We start from the raw sequence: 15,212 nt of genomic DNA on the forward strand, positions 1-15,212 counted from the left end.
CCGCGACCCGGGTGCACCCGGTGGCGTGCGGGCCGGCCACCGCGCGCCGCCGGCCGGATGCGGAGGCAAACCCTCCCCAGGCGGATCGGCGTCGGCTGACAAAGACTCAGGGGCCGGAGGTAAAGGGCCGGTTCGGATGTGCTCCACCTCCTTGTTCGGCATGAGCATGCCCCTCTAGCGTCGGACCCCGACCCCCGGATTCCCGGGGGCGCACCGGGTTCGACGGCGGCCCCACGCCCGCCGTCGGCCCCCGCCCCGCCGCGCGCCCGGACACCCTCCGTCCGCGCGGCCCGGCGCGCACCGCTTCCGGTCACCCCAGCCACAGGAGGCACCTCCGCATGCGCACTCCCGCCGCAGCCCGCCGCACGGCCCTCGCCGTCACGGGCGCCGCCGCCCTCGCCCTCTCCGCCTTCGCGACCGCCGCCCCGGCGGGCGCGGCCGCCGACCCGCAGGTGTACTCCAAGGACGGCACGTCCTGGGTCAGGGCGTGCGACACCCTCGCCCACGGCGACACCATGGCCTGCCACGCGCTGCGCGTGACCAGCACCGTGGAGCACGTCAACGCCCTGGGCGTGACCCCGAACGCCGTCCCGTCCGGCTACGGCCCGGGCGACCTGCTGAGCGCGTACAAGCTGCCCGCGAACGGCGGGGCCGGGATGACCGTCGCGATCGTGGACGCCTACAACGACCCCAGCGCCGAGTCGGACATGGCGGTCTACCGCTCCCAGTACGGCCTGCCGGCCTGCACCAAGGCCAGCGGCTGCTTCCGGCAGGTCAACCAGACCGGCGGCAGCAGCCTCCCGGCGAACAACACCGGCTGGGCGGGCGAGATCTCGCTCGACCTCGACATGGTCTCGGCGATCGCCCCCAACGCGAAGATCGTCCTGGTCGAGGCGAGCAGTGCCACCATGGCCAACCTCGGCACCTCGGTGAACACCGCGGTCAGCCTCGGCGCGAGGTTCGTCTCCAACAGCTACGGCGGCGGCGAGTCCTCCGCCGACACCTCGTACGACAGCTCCTACTTCAACCACCCGGGCGTCGCCATCACCGTCTCCTCCGGCGACTCCGCGTACGGCGCGGAGTACCCGGCCGCCTCCCGGTACGTGACCGCGGTCGGCGGCACCGCCCTCAAGCGGTCCTCCACCGCCCGCGGCTGGACGGAGAGCGTCTGGCTCACCAACTCCACCGAGGGCACCGGCTCGGGCTGCTCCAAGTACGACGCCAAGCCCACCTGGCAGAAGGACACCGGCTGCGCCAAGCGCACCGTCGCCGACGTCTCCGCCGTCGCCGACCCGGCCACCGGTGTCGCGGTGTACCAGACCTACGGCGGCAGCGGCTGGGCGGTGTACGGCGGCACCAGCGCCTCCGCGCCGATCATCGCGGGCGTGTACGCGCTGGGCGGCGCCCCGTCCGGCGGTTCCGCCCCGGCGTCCTTCCCGTACGCCCGCACCACCGCGCTGTTCGACGTGACCACCGGCTCCAACGGCAGCTGCTCGCCGGCCTACCTCTGCAAGGCCGGCGCCGGCTACGACGGCCCGACCGGCCTCGGCACGCCGAACGGCACCGCGGCCTTCAAGGGCTGACGCCCCCGCCGAGCACACCCGCCGACCGCGCCCGGAGCGGCCGCCACCCCTGGCCGGTGGCGGCCGCTCCGGCCCTCCGCCCGACGGGAGTCCCCCGCACCACGGGCGTCAACCCGCCGGGCCCGCGCCACCATTTCCGGTGAACACCGCGCGGGGCGTCCGTACACCAACGGATCCGGCCGAGAGGATGGCCGCACACGAACCACCATCCCTGGTTCCCGCGAAAGGCGGCATCCCATGAGCGACCCCATGGCCGACGGCGCACCCACCCCGATCACCCCGAACCAGCTGGCGAAGGTGCGGAGTTCGGGGCTCTGGTCCTCGGCCACCACCGTCTCGCCCGAGGCCGCCGGGGTGGGCGAGGCGCTGGTCGCCACGCTGAAGGGCTCCGCCGAGCAGCCGCTGCTGACGCCCGAGCTGCAGCAGCTGGTGAGCGACGTGCAGCAGATCGCCACCCTCGACTGGCCGTACATCACCGCGCACGACGGCATCCGGCTCTCCGCGCACACCATCCGGATCAACGACGGCAAGCCGCACCCGGTGGTCGTCGTCCCGTCCGGGTGGACGCCGTTCGGCTGGGTGCTGTTCGAGTACCTCTACCTGCGGCTGGCCCTGCGCGGCTACCACGTGATCGCGTACTCCCCGCGCGGCATCGGCCTGACCTTCCCGCTCTCCGACGGCCGCTACCTCGACGCCCCGTTCACCTCCCAGGGCTTCGTGGACGTCGCCGGGCCGAACGACTGGCACGACGGCTCCACGGTGATCGACTACGCGCAGCAGTACTTCGAGCCGAGCAAGGTCGCGTTCTTCGGCGAGTCCTACGGTTCGGGCATCAGCCAGCTGGTGGCGGCGAACGACCCGGCGGCCCGGGTCGACGCCGTGGTGGCGCTGAGCACCTGGGGCGACCTGGAGGAGGCCCTGCTCGGCAACGACACCCGGCACCTGGCCGCCGTCGAGGCGCTCGCCGCGTTCACCGGCGGGCCGGAGGAGCGCAAGTTCGACCCGCCGACCCGGCAGCTGCTCAAGGACTTCCGCGAGGGGACGAACCTCGAAGGCGTCCGCGACTGGACCCGGGAGCGCTCGCCGCGCACCCACCTCGCCGGGACCAACGCCCGCTCCGTCCCGACCTTCTTCTCCAACACCTGGCACGAGACGCTGTTCCCGGTCAACGGCGCGCTGGCCGTGTTCGAGGCGCTGACCGGCCCGAAGCACCTCAACCTCTGGATCGGCGACCACGCCGCGCCCGAGGGCAGCGGGCTGATCATGCCGGGCGAGAACGTGCCGGTGGACGAGGCGCTCGCCTGGCTCGACCACCACGTCCTGGGCAAGGCCGGCGAGGTGCCCGGCTGGAAGCCGGTCCGCAGCCAGCTGATGTTCGCCCCCACCGTCCGCGAGGACAGCGCGAGTTGGGCCGAGGTCACCCGGCGCACCGAGCAGCTGTACCTGGGTGCGGCGACCGGCGGCCAGGACGGCGTGCTCGGCACGGCGCCCGCCGCCGGGTGGCAGGTGTCGTTCACCACCGGCCAGCTCACCGAGGCCAAGGCCGTGGACGAGCTGCTGACCACCGGCCAGGAGGAGTGGAAGGGCAACCCGAAGTCGTACGCGACCGGGAAGTTCGACCGCCGCTACCTCGCCACCTGGGTCTCCCCCGCCGGGGCGCGCAAGGTGCGCGGCACCCCGCACGTCCGGCTGACCGTCACCCCCGCCGCCGCGTCGGCGACGCTGGTGGCCTACCTGTTCGACCTCGCGCCGGACGGCACCGCCCGCATCATCACCCACGAGCCGTACACGCTCACCGGGGCCGAGGCGGGCCGGCCCGCCACCGTCGAGTGGGACCTCCAGGCCGCGGCCTACGACGTCGCCGCCGACCACCGGGTGATGCTGGTGGTCGGCGCCAAGGACAAGCTCTACTCCGACGCCAACCCGCCGCTCGCCGCCCTCGACCTCGGCTCCCCCGCCGGCCGCGAGTCCCGCCTCGACCTGCCGCTCGGCTGACCCGCCCGCCCCTGTCCCGGTCGGTCGGGAGCGCGCGGTCAGGACCGGTCGTCGGGGACGAGCACCAGGTCGAAGGCGATGCTCGTCCACGGCGTCGGGCGGTGCGTCCCGTCGGGGGCGGGGCCGGCGGGGTGGTGTTCGGCGTCGACGACGAGGCTGTCCCTGACGCCGAACACCACGTCGTCCGCGAGGTAAGGGTCGCCAGCCACGAAGACGTGGGTGACCAGGGTCCGGTGGCCCGGTGCGGCGGCCCGGAAGTGCAGGTGGGCCGGGCGCATCGGGCGTCGGCCGGCGGCGGCGAGGAGGTCGCCGACCGGGCCGTCGCACGGGATCGGGTACGCCGCCGGCAGGACGGTCCAGAAGCGGTAGCGGCCGTCGGGGTCCGTCGCCGGCCGGCCGCGGCCCGCCGAGCGGTCGCCGGCGTACTGGACGTCGTAGAAGCCGTCGGCGTCGGCGCCCCAGACGTCCAGGCGCGCGCCGCCGACGGGCGTGCCGTCCAGGGAGCGCACCTGGCCCGAGACGAAGCACGGCGGCCCGGCGGCCCCGCGCCCGAGGTCCCCGCCGAGCGGGACCTCGGGCGCGTCCTCGGCGAAGAACGGCCCGAGCACGGTCGCCTCGGTCGCCCCCGGCGCGCCGTGCTCGTTGACGGCGACGGTGAGCATCGACAGCCCGAGCACGTCGGACAGCATGACGAACTCCTGCCGCCGCTCGTCGGTGATCCGGCCGGCCCGGGCGAGGAAGCCCATCGCGCCCTCCCACTCCGCCTCGCTGAGCCGCACCTCCCGGGCGAAGGCGTGCAGGTGCCTCACCAGGCTCCGCATCACCTCGCGCAGCCTCGGGTCGGCGGCGCCGTCGAAGCTCGCGAGCACGCGGTCGGTCACCGCCTGCTCCCGGTCCGCGGCGACGGGGTGTTCGGTCGTCATGTGTTCTCCCTGCGCGCGGCGGAACCACTCCTCTGCCGGTCAAACGGTCGACCGCGCCGTCCGTCACGCGAGGACGCGAGCGCCCCGCCGTCTCTTCGGCCCACGGCGGCCGAGGCCGTCAGCCGAAGAGGCGGGCCAGCGCGAGACCGGCGGCGCCCCGGGGGACGGCGAGGCCGGTGGCGCGGGAGAGGGTGACGTGCTGCCAGTGCGGGTCGGGCAGGCGGTCGCCGAGCTCGGCCCGGATCGCGGCCTCGTACGGCGCGGGATCCGCGAGGAGCGCGGCGCCGCCGAGGACGACCTCCTCGACGTCGAGCAGCCGGACCAGGTTGGCGACGCCGATGGCGAGCGCGGTCGCGGCGTCCGCGGTGCGACCGGCCCGCAGGGCGTCGAGGCAGACGGCCTCCAGGCACCCCCGGGCGCCGCAGGCGCACGGCGGGCCGGCCGGGTCGATGCACTGGTGGCCGAACTCGCCGGCGTTGGTGCGGGCGCCGCGCTGGACGTGCCCGCCGAGGACCAGACCGGCCCCGAGGCCGTCGCCGAGGTAGACGAAGGCCCGGTTGTCGGGTCCCAGGCCGCCGAGGACGCCGGCGGTGGTGTTCTTCTCCACCAGGACCGGCAGCCCGGTGCGGGACGCCAGGGCCTCGCGCAGGTGCAGGCCGTGCCAGCTGGGCATGCCGGTGACCTGGTGCAGGACGCCGTCGCGGGTGTCGAGCGGCCCCGGACAGGCCACGCCCAGGCCCAGCACGTGGCCCGGCGCGGAGTCCGCCGTCAGGTCGCGGACCGCGGCGGCGATCAGGTCGAGGGTCGGGCCGGGTTCGCCGCCTGGGTCCGTCGGAGCCTCGGCCAGCGCGGTGACGGTGCCGGTGAGGTCGACCCGGAGCAGGCGCAGGTCGCGGCGGCCGATCTCGACGCCGAGGGCGCAGCGGGAGCCGGGTACCAGGCGCAGCAGGGTGCGGGGCTTGCCGCTCCGGCCGGCGACGCGTTCCCGGCCGGCCTCGGTGAGCAGGCCCTCGTCGAGCAGGCGTGCGGTGATCTTGCTGATGGCCTGGGCGGTGAGGCCGGTGCGGGCGGCCAGTTCGACCCGGCTGGTGCCGCTGTCGGCCGCGGCGCGCACGGCCCGCAGGACCGCGGTGTCGTTCCGGTCGCGCAGCAGGGCGAGGTTGAGGGCGCCGTGGGGGGCGGGGTCGGTGCTCACCTGTCGATTATGGGAGCTTGCCGGTTAGTCCACACTGTTGTTTAACTTGGGGGCATGGACCTCAGCACGGACCTTGCGCCCCTCAATGTGGGACTCATCGGCTACGGCATCGCCGGTGCGGTCTTCCACGCGCCCCTGATCAGCACCACGCCGGGCCTGCGCCTCGCGGCCGTGGTGACCTCCGACCCGGCCCGCCGCGAGCAGGCCGCCCGCAACCACCCGCAGGCCGCGCTGCTCCCGGACGCCGACGCGCTGTGGGCTGCCGCCCCCGAGCTGGGCCTGGACCTGGTCGTGGTCGCCTCCCCCAACCGCACCCACATCCCGCTGGCCACCGCCGCCCTGGAGGCCGGGCTGCCGGTCGTGGTCGACAAGCCGCTCGCCGCCACCTCCGCCGAGGCCGAGAAGCTGGCCGCCCTCGCCGCCGAGCGGGGCCTGCTGCTCAGCGTCTTCCAGAACCGCCGCTGGGACGGCGACTTCCGCACCGTCCGGCAGCTGGTCGCCTCCGGCCGGCTCGGCCGGGTCAACCGGTTCGAGTCGCGCTTCGAGCGCTGGCGCCCCGCGCTCAGCGGCGCCTGGCGGGAGCTCGGCGACCCGGCCGAGGCCGGCGGCCTGCTCTTCGACCTCGGCTCCCACCTCGTCGACCAGGCGCTGCAGCTCTTCGGCCCCGCGACCCGGGTCTACGCCGAACTGGACGCCCGCCGCACCGGTGCCGCCACCGACGACGACAGCTTCGTCGCTCTCACCCACGCCGACGGCACCCGCTCCCACCTGTGGATGAGCGCCACCGCCGGCGACCTCGGCCCCCGCTTCCGGGTCCTCGGCTCGCGGGGCGCATACGTCACCCACGGCCTCGACGGCCAGGAGGACGCGCTGCGCCGGGGCCGCACCCCCGCCGACCCCGACTGGGGCGTCCTCCCCCGCGAGCGCTGGGGCTCCCTGCGCGCCGGGGACACCGTCGAACCGGTGGCCACCCTGCCCGGCGCCTACCAGGACTACTACGCGGGCCTGGTCCGGGCACTGCACGGGCACGGGCCCGTCCCGGTCGGGGCGGACGACGCCATCGAGGCGCTGCGCGTCCTGGAGGCCGCGCAGCGCTCCGCCCGCGACGGCGCGGCGGTGACCCTTTGACCCCGGACGTCGCCGAGCTGGAACGCCAGCACCGCGAACTGCAGCTCCCCGCCTTCGACCTGGACGACGCCTGGCGGCTCGGCTCCCTGATCGTCGCCGAGGCCCGGCAGCGGGGCCTCGCGGTCACGGTCGACATCCAGCACGGCGAGCAGCAGGTCTTCCACGCCGCGCTGCCGGGCACCAGCGCCGACAACGACGACTGGATCCGCCGCAAGGCCGCGGTGGTCCGCCGGTTCGGCGAGGCCTCGTACCTGGTGGGCGAGCGCCACCGGGCCAAGGGGCGGTCCTTCGACCTCGACCCGGTGCGCTACGCCGCGCACGGCGGCTCCTTCCCCCTGCTGGTGCGCGGCACCGGCATGGTGGGAACGGTCACCGTCTCCGGCCTGCCGCAGGTCGAGGACCACCTCCTGGTCACCGCGTGCCTGGCCCGCCACCTGACGGAGCGCTAGGACTCTCCACCGGTGCGCCCGGTCAGGACTCCGGCAGGGACTGCTCCGCCCAGATCACCTTGCCGTCGCGGGTGTGCCGCGTGCCCCAGTTCTTGGACAGCTGGGCGACCAGGAACAGGCCGCGGCCGCCCTCGTCGTAGACCCGGGCGCGCCGCAGGTGGGGCGAGGTGTTGGCGGCGTCCGCCACCTCGCAGATCAGCGTCGACTGGAGGATCAGCCGCAGCGTCGCGGGCTGGCGCCCGTAGCGGATGACGTTGGTGACGAGCTCGCTGACGATGAGTTCGGTGCTGAAGGCCAGGTCGTCCAGGCCCCAGGCGGCGAGCCGGTCGGTGGCGAACGTCCGCGCGAGCGAGACCGACGACGGGTCCGCCGACAGGTCCAGGGTGGTGACGTGGTCGGCGTCCAGGGCGCGTGTGCGGGCCAGCAGGAGGACGGCGTCGTCGGCGGGCCGCCCCGGCAGCAGGCCGGCCACGATCCGGTCGCAGACCGCCTCCAGCGACGGGCCGGGCCGGCCCAGCAGCCTGCGCAGGTCGGCCAGTCCGCCGACCGGGTTGCGGGCGGCGCCCTGCACGAGGCCGTCGGTGAACAGCGCGAGCAGGCTCCCCGCGGGCAGTTCGCACTGGGTGGTCTCGAAGGGGAGCCCTCCGAGCCCCAGCGGCGGCCCGACCCGCGCCTCCACGAAGCGCGCCTGCCCGGCCCCGCCGCCCTCGACCACCGCCGGCAGGACGTGCCCCGCGCTGGCCAGCGAGCAGACCCGGGCGACCGGGTCGTACACCGCGTACAGGCAGGTGGCGCTGGTCTCGTCCGGGAGGCGGCCCTCCTCGTGCTGCATCCGGATGACCACGTCGTCGAGGTGGGTGAGCAGCTCGTCCGGCATCAGGTCGACGTCGGCCAGCGTGCGGACCGCGGTGCGCAGCCGGCCCATCGTGGCGGAGGCGTACAGGCCGCGGCCGACGACGTCGCCGACGACCAGGGCGATCCGGGCGCCCGACAGCGGGATCACGTCGTACCAGTCGCCCGCCACGCCGGACCGCGCGCCGGAGGGCAGGTAGCGGACGGCCGTGTCGACGGCGCCGTGCCGGGTGACCAGGCTGGGGAGCAGGTTCTGCTGGAGGGCGAGCGCGGTGGTGCGCTGGTGGGTGTACCGGCGGGCGTTGTCGATGTGGACGGCGGCCCTGGACGCGATCTCCTGGGCCAGCAGCAGGTCGTCGTCGTCGAACGGCGTGGCGTCCCGGTGGCGGAAGAACTGCGCGATGCCGAGCGGGACGCCCCGGGCCCAGAGCGGGGTCATCAGCGCCTCGTGGATGCCGAACGCCTCGACGGAGTGCCGGTGCGGCTCGGAGTGCGCGGCCCACAGCGGGATGCCGTCGGCCGCGATCCGGTAGCGGGAGGGGTGTCCGGTGCGCACGGCCTCGGCGGGGCCGGAGCCGGGCGGGTAGGTGTGGGTGTGCCCGGTCGGCACCACGGCCTCCGGGTAGCCGTCCAGGACGGAGTACTGGGCGATCCGGCGCAGCGTCAGGGCGTCGTGGTCGAGCGGCGGGTCCTCCGCGCCGAGCACCGCGTCGAGGAGGTCGACGACCACGAAGTCGGCCAGGTTCTCCACGCCCACCTCGGCGAGCTCCTGCGCGGTGCGGGTGATGTCCAGGCTGGTGCCGATCCGGCGGCCCGCCTCGTTGACCACCATCAGCCGCCGCTGGAGCCGGCGGTCGCGGGCGTCCTGGTACGCGGCCACCGCCTGCCCGGAGGTGCGGTCGACGTACGCGAAGGAGAGTTCGATCAGCGCGCCGGCCACCGCGCCGGGGAGCTGCGGGTCGGCGCTGGAGCGCGCCACCTCGTCGCGGAACAGGCCGAGCGCGGCGACGTGGCCCAGCCGGTAGCTGCGCAGCAGCTCGCTGATGTCGCCGCCGTACTCGGCCAGGCGGGTCGCGAAATCGATCGCGGCCGGTGGCGCCTCGGCGGCGGCGGCGTCCCGGCCGTGCTCGATGACGCCCAGCACGTTGTCGAGGTGCTGCTGGACGGAGAGCGTGGCGAGCTCGGCGAGGTCCTCGTGCGCCCACACCGTGGGCACCGCCTCGCGGACCCGTACCACCAGCCGCGCGGCCAGCCGGCGGGTGCGCGGCTGGAGCCGGAGCGCGACCTCACGCAGCACGGCGTCGACGTCGATCTCCATGCACCGAATGTAACGGATCACCGTTTATGTGCCTGATTCCGCCACGTCGGGCGCCCTCGGGGACGGGCTCGGCGCCCCCGAGGGCGTGGACGGAGCGGGTGCCGTCGATCGTGCCGGGGCCGGCGGCCAGGTCGCGGCCCTTGACGGCCCGGTCCCGGTCGGCCACGCGAAGGGGTGAAGCCCGCCCCGCCCCCCGGCACGACCCGGGGCTGGGGCGCGAGGCTAGGGCGCGAGCAGCTGCCGGTACGCGCCGCCCTCCTCGGCGTTGAGCAGCGCGTACGACGCCCCGAGGCCGGACGCGACCTCCCGCAGCCGGGCCAACGCCTCGGCCGCCGAAGGGACTTCGAGGCCGAGCGCGGCCGCGGCCGCGTCGCGGTCGGCGTACAGGCCGGGCTCCTCCTCCAGGTACTCCTCGGCCGCCGCCGCGCTCTCCTCCACTGTCAGCCCCGGGCAGTCCCGCCACCACGGGACGGCCAGCAGCAGCCGGACCAGCTCCGGCACCCCCACGGCGAGCAGGGCCGCGCCGCCCTCGGAGTCGGCGTACAGCACGGGCCGCTCCTCGCCGCCCGCGCCGCACAGGAAGTAGGTGCCGCCCGCGCCGTCCTTGGCCACCACCTCCAGCTCCGCGCCGGAGGCCAGCACCACCTCCTCCACGTGCCCGTAGCGGCGGGAGGGGTCGAACTCGCCCGGCCAGGCGAGGTATTCGGCGGCGGTGTCGTTGGCGCGGATCGCGTCGAGGAGGGACATGGCCGCCACCCTACGGCGCACCGTCGAGGGGGAGCGCCGGTCCGGGGGTCATCGGCTGTCGCCGGTCCAGTCCCAGCGGCGCGGGTCGGCGGGGCGCGGCTCGTAGTGGGCCCGGCCGCCCGCGCCGTAGCGGCCGATCTCGGTGGGCAGCGCGGCACCGTCGGCGAGGTCCTCGGCGCTCCAGCCGGTGACGTCCAGGAGGAGGCCGTCCAGCGGTCCGCCGCACAGCTCCCGGTAGGCGCGGCCGGGCCGCGGGCCGGGGTCGGGGTCGTCGTGGTCGGCTCCGTAGACCCGTCCCCGCATCAGCGCCTCGTCGTCCATGCCCGCCAGACTCGCATCCGGCACCGACACGGACGCGCTCCTGCCCCGGAGGCGGGCGGCCTCACGCCTCCGGTGCCTGCGCGGCGGCGTCCTCGCGCTGCCGCCGGCGGTGCTTGCGCATCGACACCTGGGAGCCGCAGCCGGTGCTGCAGTACAGCCCCCCGCCGTTGCGGGTGCGGTCGAGGAAGCCGAAGTGGCACGGGGGGTTCCGGCAGGCCTTGATCCGCCCCCAGTCGCCGCTCTGCGCGAACGTCGCCACCGCGGCCAGCACCGTCCCGAACACGCGCGGCACCCCCGCCTGCGGGGAGGCCAGCTGGACACCGCCGGCCGTGACCACCGTCGCGAGCGGGTAGAGCGAGCCCACCCGCCGCAGGTGCCGCTCGGCGCGCAGCAGCGGCTCGCCCAGGCTCTCCTCGTCGCCCGAGTGCGCGAGCAGCAGGGTGACGAGGGCGTCGCGCAGCTCGCGCGCGACCGCGGCGTCGGCGTCGGTCACCACGGTCTCGCCGCCGAACGCGTCGTGCTCCGCCAGCCACGCCCCGAACGATTCCCCGTCCGCGAAGAGCTCTCGGCGGCCCGATCCGTCGGCGCGCGTGTTCACGAACGCGAGCACGGTCTCCACCGTCGGCGTGACGGCGCGCGGGCTGGGTTCGGGGGATCCGGCTGACGCAGTGACCATGCCCCCACAGTACAGCAGCACGAGCTGCGCTAATCCGACTAGCGAGCAACCGACATCCGATCCGGCGTTGACTTGTTGCGAGCTAACCGCTTACGGTCGCAACATGAATGAGACACCCAAGCACCGGACCCACCCCCGCACCTGGCTGATCACCGGCGCGACCTCCGGCATCGGCCGCGAACTGACGCTCCAGGCACTGGAGAACGGCGACACCGTCGCGGCCCTCGCCCGCGACACCTCGCCCCTGGACGACCTGGCCCGGGCCCACGGCGAGCGCCTGCTCCCCGTCACGGCGGACGTCCGCGACGAACGAGCCGTCCGGGACGCGGTGGACGGCGCGCTCGCCCGCTTCGGCCGGATCGACGTCGTGGCCAACAACGCGGGCTACGGGCTGTTCGGAGCCGTCGAGGAGGCCTCCGACCCGCAGGCCCGGGCCGTGTTCGACACCAACGTCTTCGGCGTCCTCAACGTGCTCCGCGCAACGCTGCCGGTCCTCCGTGCCCAGCGGTCCGGGCACGTCCTCCAGGGCTCCTCCGTCTACGGGCAGTCCGCCCACCCCGGCGTTGGGCTGCTGGCCGCCACCAAGTACGCGGTCGAAGGGCTGTCGGACGCGCTCGCGGCCGAGGTCGCACCGCTCGGCATCAAGGTCACGATCATCCAGCCCGGGATGACCGCGACCCCCTTCCTCGCCAACCTCGACGTCGCAGCCGCCCTGGACGACTACGACCCGACCGTCCGCGAGGTCCAGAAGGGCATCGGGGAGCTGCCGGCCTCCGCGTTCTCCGCCCCGGCGCGGATCGCCGAAGGCATCCGGGCCGCGGTCGACAGCCCCAACCCCCCGCTGCGCCTCGCCCTCGGCGTGGCCGGCGCGACGGCCATGCGCCCCGCCCTGGTGGCCCGGATCGCCGACCTGGACGACTGGCAGCAGGTGACGGACGCCGTCGACCGGCCGTGAGCCCCCGGCCCGGCCGGCAGCGCCGGGTCAGCGAGCCCGGTCGCTCGCCGGTCCGGCGCCCTTGATCCTGGCCGGAGTCCCGTCGGGCGCGAACGCCTCGTGGAAGGTGAAGGCGTGCGGCCCGGAGCCGCCCCCGTGGAGGCGCTCCAGCCTGGACACCCCGTCCCGCCAGGTGGGTGTCGCCCCGTCGGAGACCCACCAGGACACGTGGGTCGGGTGCCCCGTCCTCTCGAACCAGTCGTGACGCCGGTTCAGCGCCTCACGGTGCGAACCGGTGTAGACGGCCTCGAAGGCGGGGCGCAGGTCGGTCCAGAGCGAGAGCGTCGCCGCCAGGGCGGCGGTCTCCGCCGTGCGGCCCTTGCCGTACCAGGCCGGCACGGCGAACTCGCCCCACGCGCCCCAGTCCGCCTCGAAGAGGCCGCCCCGGGCCGCGTCCGCCGCCTCGGCATGCGCGAGGTACCCGGGCTGCCGGCCGATCCTCCGGTAGACCGCCTCACCCCTCGCGTAGAACTCGCGCGTGAGCGGCCCGGGGTCGGCCAGCGGTGACTTCAGGATGCCGAAGGTGTACAGCGCAAGACGGGGCAATGCGTCCCTCCCTGGTCGGGGCGCGACCGCGGCCGGTCGCCGACAACCCGTTGAAGGTAGCCGCCCACCGCGGATCCGTCGAAGTTGCAAATCCCTTGCCCGTGTGGCCTCTTGGGTCGTTCGTTCCGCTGCGGGGCGGGCTTCGGGCGGGGTCGGGGGCGTAGTGGCCCATCGCCTCCGGTCCGCCTCGAAGAGGCCGCCCCGGGCAGCGTCCGCCGCCTCGGCATGCGCGTGGTGCCCGGAACGATCGTCTCGCCGTCCCCGGGACGCACCACCGAGACGGCGGACTTCGGTTCTTCGGCCATGCCCACCCGTGCACCGCCGGGCGGCCGTTGGGGTCCAAGACCCGTCCCGCACCGGCGATGCCACCCGGGTATCGTTCGAGGGCGGCCGCACGTGGTCGGATCGTGCGACCGAGAAGATCAGGAGCCTTCCGTGCCGGACAGGACCGCAGCGCACTCCTTCGCCTGGCCACCCGCCCCGATCACGACCGAGCGGCTCGTGCTCCGCGAGCCCGAGGCGCGGGACCGCGCCGGGTTCGTCGAACTGCTCGCCTCGCCGGAGGTGCACACCTACCTCGGCGGCCCCCGGACGCGTGACGAGCTGGAGCGCACGCTGCCCGAGGTGCCCGAGCGGTGGCCGGGGAGCTTCGTCGTCGAGCTCGACAGGTCGATGATCGGCCAGATCCTGCTCCGGAGGGCACCGGCGCACCACCGCCCGGCCGCCGCGGGCAGGATCGACCTCGGCTACCTGTTCCTGCCGCGGGCGTGGGGGCAGGGGTACGCCGCCGAGGCGTGCGCGGCGGCACTCGGCTGGCTCACCGGCGTCCTTCCCGGCGAACCGGTGGTGCTCGCCACCCAGACCGCCAACCACCGCTCGATGCGCCTCGCGGCAAAGCTGGGGTTCACCGAGGCGGAACGTTTCCGGGCCTGGGACGCCGACCAGTGGCTCGGGCTGCGGCCCCCGGCCACGGGCGCGGTCTGACCACCGGCCGCCCGGGGCCCCGACGGGCGGGGCCCCGGGCGGCCGGTGGTCAGACCGCGAGGAGGTGCTGGACCAGGTCCCGGTACTCACGGAGCAGGAGGCGCAGGTCCTCCGTCCGAGAGGCGCCGCCCGCCGCGCCCCGGTCCTCGCCGGTGGTGTCGGCGTGCCAGGTGTCGTGCAGCGCCGTGCGGCGCTCGCGCAGGCCGTCGGTCAGCCGCCGCACCGTCTCGTCCAGCGCCTCGTCGGCCTCCTGCACGGCCTGGCGCGGGTCGTCCACGAAGGTGCCCACCGCGTGGTCCAGCCGGTGCGTCAACTGCTGGGTCAGGTCCGGCGGGAGGAGGGCGCCGACACCGTCCGCCGTACCCGCGGGTCCGGCACCGGGTCGCACGCCGGGCCGCGTACGGTCTTGGGCCTCGGCCTTCCCCGCGCCGGTGCGTTCGCCGGTGCGTTCGGCGGCGGACGGGGCGGCCGGAGCGGGCGGGGCGGAACGCGTCGGCGCGGCGGGCCCCGGGCCGACGGCCACCACGGGGCGGGGGGCGCCGTCGTCCGGCGCGGTACGCGGGGCGCCGTCGTCCGGCGCGGTGCGCGGCGCCTCGGCGGTCGTCACGAACCTGCCCGGTGTGCCGCTCCGCGGGACGCGGGGGGTGTCGGCCGTGTCGTGCCGCGGCTGCTCCGCCCACTCCGACCGGCGCGCGGTGGCGCCGGGATCCCCGCCGCCGGCGGGGGTGCCGGCCCGGTCCGGGCCGGTGTCGGCGTCGGCGACGGCGTCGAGGGAGTCGGTGCGCCGCCTGTGGTCACTGGTGGTCATGCTGTCCTCCTCGGAAGCGGTGTGCTGGTGGGGGGTTGGGGCCGCAGCGCGGCAGCTACCGCGCCTCGCGCGGCGCCGGCACCCGTGCCTTGGCCTTGGCCTGGGCGGGGACGCGCTGCGGCTCGCCGTCCGCGCCGACCAGCGCGACGAACAGCCCCCGGGCCCGGACCAGGGCCGCGCGCTGCTCCTCGGTGTCGGACGGGGTCCGACCGGCGGCGTCCGGCCGGGAGATCGCGTGCAGCGCCCGGTAGGACTCCACGTGCTCGCCGTGGTCGACCGAGACCATGTCGATCTGCGTGTCCACGTCGGAGTCGGGGTAGCCGCGGTCACGCGCCACCCGGGCCAGCAGCGCGTCGGCCTCGGCCAGGGCCTGCTGGGGGTCGTCGACGAAGCGCGCCTTCACCTGCGCCCACTGCTGCTCGGCCCGGGCGCGCTCGGCGCTGCTGAGCGGGGTCAGCGTCAGTTCCCGGTGACGTTCGACGCGCCCGGCCAGCTCGCGTTCGGCCGCGGCGGTATCGCCACCGTGACGGGCCAGGGTGCGCTCGTACTCCGGGCCGAAACGGCGGCTCAGGCTCGGGTGCTGCTGCTGGTGGCGGCGGCCGGCGAGAGCACCGAGCACCGCCACCACCACGGCGACCACGATGATCGCCACAATCAGACCGCTGGACATGCTCTGCCTCCTCACCCGGGGCA

The 15,212-nt window shown here is 75.4% G+C and carries 15 protein-coding genes; 6 read left to right on the forward strand and 9 right to left on the reverse strand.

All coding sequences use genetic code 11. The features are described from left to right. Positions 1–338: 338 nt before the first annotated feature. Together ABEB06_RS04110 and ABEB06_RS04115 are read left to right on the forward strand one after the other, a co-directional pair. Positions 339–1,583, forward strand: a complete 1,245-nt coding sequence (locus ABEB06_RS04110; protein ID WP_345695393.1) for a S53 family peptidase — start codon at positions 339–341, stop codon at positions 1,581–1,583. A 237-nt stretch (positions 1,584–1,820) separates the two neighbouring features. Then, the gene (locus ABEB06_RS04115) at positions 1,821–3,578 is read left to right on the forward strand and encodes an alpha/beta fold hydrolase (RefSeq protein WP_345695394.1); all 1,758 of its coding nucleotides are present in this window, start codon (positions 1,821–1,823) and stop codon (positions 3,576–3,578) included. 38 nt (positions 3,579–3,616) lie between these two features. On the opposite strand, the gene ABEB06_RS04120 is transcribed toward ABEB06_RS04115, so the two are convergent. Next, on the reverse strand, positions 3,617–4,501 hold the full coding sequence (locus ABEB06_RS04120) for a dioxygenase family protein (RefSeq protein WP_345695395.1): 885 nt from the start codon (positions 4,499–4,501) through the stop codon (positions 3,617–3,619). Between the two features lie 118 nt (positions 4,502–4,619). Continuing rightward, on the reverse strand, positions 4,620–5,696 hold the full coding sequence (locus tag ABEB06_RS04125; protein WP_345695396.1) for an ROK family protein: 1,077 nt from the start codon (positions 5,694–5,696) through the stop codon (positions 4,620–4,622). Positions 5,697–5,750: 54 nt separating this feature from the next. Here ABEB06_RS04125 and ABEB06_RS04130 point away from each other — a divergent pair, with 54 nt between their 5' ends. Further along, positions 5,751–6,824, forward strand: a complete 1,074-nt coding sequence (locus tag ABEB06_RS04130; RefSeq protein WP_345695397.1) for a Gfo/Idh/MocA family protein — start codon at positions 5,751–5,753, stop codon at positions 6,822–6,824. Next, positions 6,821–7,273 carry a heme-degrading domain-containing protein gene (locus tag ABEB06_RS04135; protein WP_345695398.1) on the forward strand — a complete coding sequence of 151 codons (453 nt, stop codon included), beginning with the start codon at positions 6,821–6,823 and terminating at the stop codon, positions 7,271–7,273. The genes ABEB06_RS04130 and ABEB06_RS04135 overlap by 4 nt, the downstream gene beginning before the upstream one ends. A gap of 22 nt (positions 7,274–7,295) precedes the next feature. Here ABEB06_RS04135 and ABEB06_RS04140 read toward each other — a convergent pair whose 3' ends face one another. The 4 genes from ABEB06_RS04140 to ABEB06_RS04155 form a co-directional block, all read right to left on the reverse strand. Then, positions 7,296–9,443, reverse strand: a complete 2,148-nt coding sequence (locus tag ABEB06_RS04140) for an ATP-binding SpoIIE family protein phosphatase (protein WP_345695399.1) — start codon at positions 9,441–9,443, stop codon at positions 7,296–7,298. 222 nt (positions 9,444–9,665) lie between these two features. Further along, positions 9,666–10,190: a hypothetical protein gene (locus tag ABEB06_RS04145; protein WP_345695400.1), complete on the reverse strand. Its 525-nt coding sequence runs from the start codon at positions 10,188–10,190 to the stop codon at positions 9,666–9,668. Between the two features lie 48 nt (positions 10,191–10,238). Continuing rightward, positions 10,239–10,511 (reverse strand): hypothetical protein, encoded by a 273-nt coding sequence (locus ABEB06_RS04150; protein ID WP_345701733.1) that lies wholly within the window; start codon positions 10,509–10,511, stop codon positions 10,239–10,241. A gap of 61 nt (positions 10,512–10,572) precedes the next feature. Then, positions 10,573–11,187 carry a CGNR zinc finger domain-containing protein gene (locus ABEB06_RS04155; RefSeq protein ID WP_345695401.1) on the reverse strand — a complete coding sequence of 205 codons (615 nt, stop codon included), beginning with the start codon at positions 11,185–11,187 and terminating at the stop codon, positions 10,573–10,575. A 103-nt stretch (positions 11,188–11,290) separates the two neighbouring features. Between ABEB06_RS04155 and ABEB06_RS04160 the strand changes: the two genes are divergently transcribed. Then, on the forward strand, positions 11,291–12,142 hold the full coding sequence (locus ABEB06_RS04160) for an SDR family NAD(P)-dependent oxidoreductase (RefSeq protein WP_345695402.1): 852 nt from the start codon (positions 11,291–11,293) through the stop codon (positions 12,140–12,142). 27 nt (positions 12,143–12,169) lie between these two features. On the opposite strand, the gene ABEB06_RS04165 is transcribed toward ABEB06_RS04160, so the two are convergent. Further along, positions 12,170–12,727, reverse strand: a complete 558-nt coding sequence (locus ABEB06_RS04165; RefSeq protein ID WP_345695403.1) for a DUF3291 domain-containing protein — start codon at positions 12,725–12,727, stop codon at positions 12,170–12,172. 435 nt (positions 12,728–13,162) lie between these two features. Here ABEB06_RS04165 and ABEB06_RS04170 point away from each other — a divergent pair, with 435 nt between their 5' ends. Beyond that, on the forward strand, positions 13,163–13,711 hold the full coding sequence (locus ABEB06_RS04170) for a GNAT family N-acetyltransferase (protein WP_345695404.1): 549 nt from the start codon (positions 13,163–13,165) through the stop codon (positions 13,709–13,711). A gap of 49 nt (positions 13,712–13,760) precedes the next feature. Here the strand turns inward: ABEB06_RS04170 and ABEB06_RS04175 are convergent, their stop codons facing one another. Next, on the reverse strand, positions 13,761–14,519 hold the full coding sequence (locus tag ABEB06_RS04175; protein WP_345695405.1) for a hypothetical protein: 759 nt from the start codon (positions 14,517–14,519) through the stop codon (positions 13,761–13,763). A 55-nt stretch (positions 14,520–14,574) separates the two neighbouring features. Beyond that, the gene (locus ABEB06_RS04180) at positions 14,575–15,189 is read right to left on the reverse strand and encodes a hypothetical protein (RefSeq protein WP_345695406.1); all 615 of its coding nucleotides are present in this window, start codon (positions 15,187–15,189) and stop codon (positions 14,575–14,577) included. Between the last annotated feature and the right edge of the window lie 23 nt (positions 15,190–15,212).

This window comes from Kitasatospora terrestris (assembly GCF_039542905.1).
In the GTDB taxonomy this organism is placed as follows: domain Bacteria; phylum Actinomycetota; class Actinomycetes; order Streptomycetales; family Streptomycetaceae; genus Kitasatospora; species Kitasatospora terrestris.

Excerpts from the sequence above, each read along its gene's own strand:
- ABEB06_RS04130 (WP_345695397.1), top strand. The coding sequence starts at position 5,751 with ATGGACCTCAGCACGGACCTTGCGCCCCTCAATGTGGGACTCATCGGC.
- ABEB06_RS04155 (WP_345695401.1), bottom strand. The coding sequence starts at position 11,187 with ATGGTCACTGCGTCAGCCGGATCCCCCGAACCCAGCCCGCGCGCCGTC.
- ABEB06_RS04140 (WP_345695399.1), bottom strand. The coding sequence starts at position 9,443 with ATGGAGATCGACGTCGACGCCGTGCTGCGTGAGGTCGCGCTCCGGCTC.
- ABEB06_RS04115 (WP_345695394.1), top strand. The coding sequence starts at position 1,821 with ATGAGCGACCCCATGGCCGACGGCGCACCCACCCCGATCACCCCGAAC.
- ABEB06_RS04145 (WP_345695400.1), bottom strand. The coding sequence starts at position 10,190 with ATGTCCCTCCTCGACGCGATCCGCGCCAACGACACCGCCGCCGAATAC.
- ABEB06_RS04160 (WP_345695402.1), top strand. The coding sequence starts at position 11,291 with ATGAATGAGACACCCAAGCACCGGACCCACCCCCGCACCTGGCTGATC.
- ABEB06_RS04180 (WP_345695406.1), bottom strand. The coding sequence starts at position 15,189 with ATGTCCAGCGGTCTGATTGTGGCGATCATCGTGGTCGCCGTGGTGGTG.
- ABEB06_RS04120 (WP_345695395.1), bottom strand. The coding sequence starts at position 4,501 with ATGACGACCGAACACCCCGTCGCCGCGGACCGGGAGCAGGCGGTGACC.
- ABEB06_RS04150 (WP_345701733.1), bottom strand. The coding sequence starts at position 10,511 with ATGGACGACGAGGCGCTGATGCGGGGACGGGTCTACGGAGCCGACCAC.
- ABEB06_RS04175 (WP_345695405.1), bottom strand. The coding sequence starts at position 14,519 with ATGACCACCAGTGACCACAGGCGGCGCACCGACTCCCTCGACGCCGTC.
- ABEB06_RS04110 (WP_345695393.1), top strand. The coding sequence starts at position 339 with ATGCGCACTCCCGCCGCAGCCCGCCGCACGGCCCTCGCCGTCACGGGC.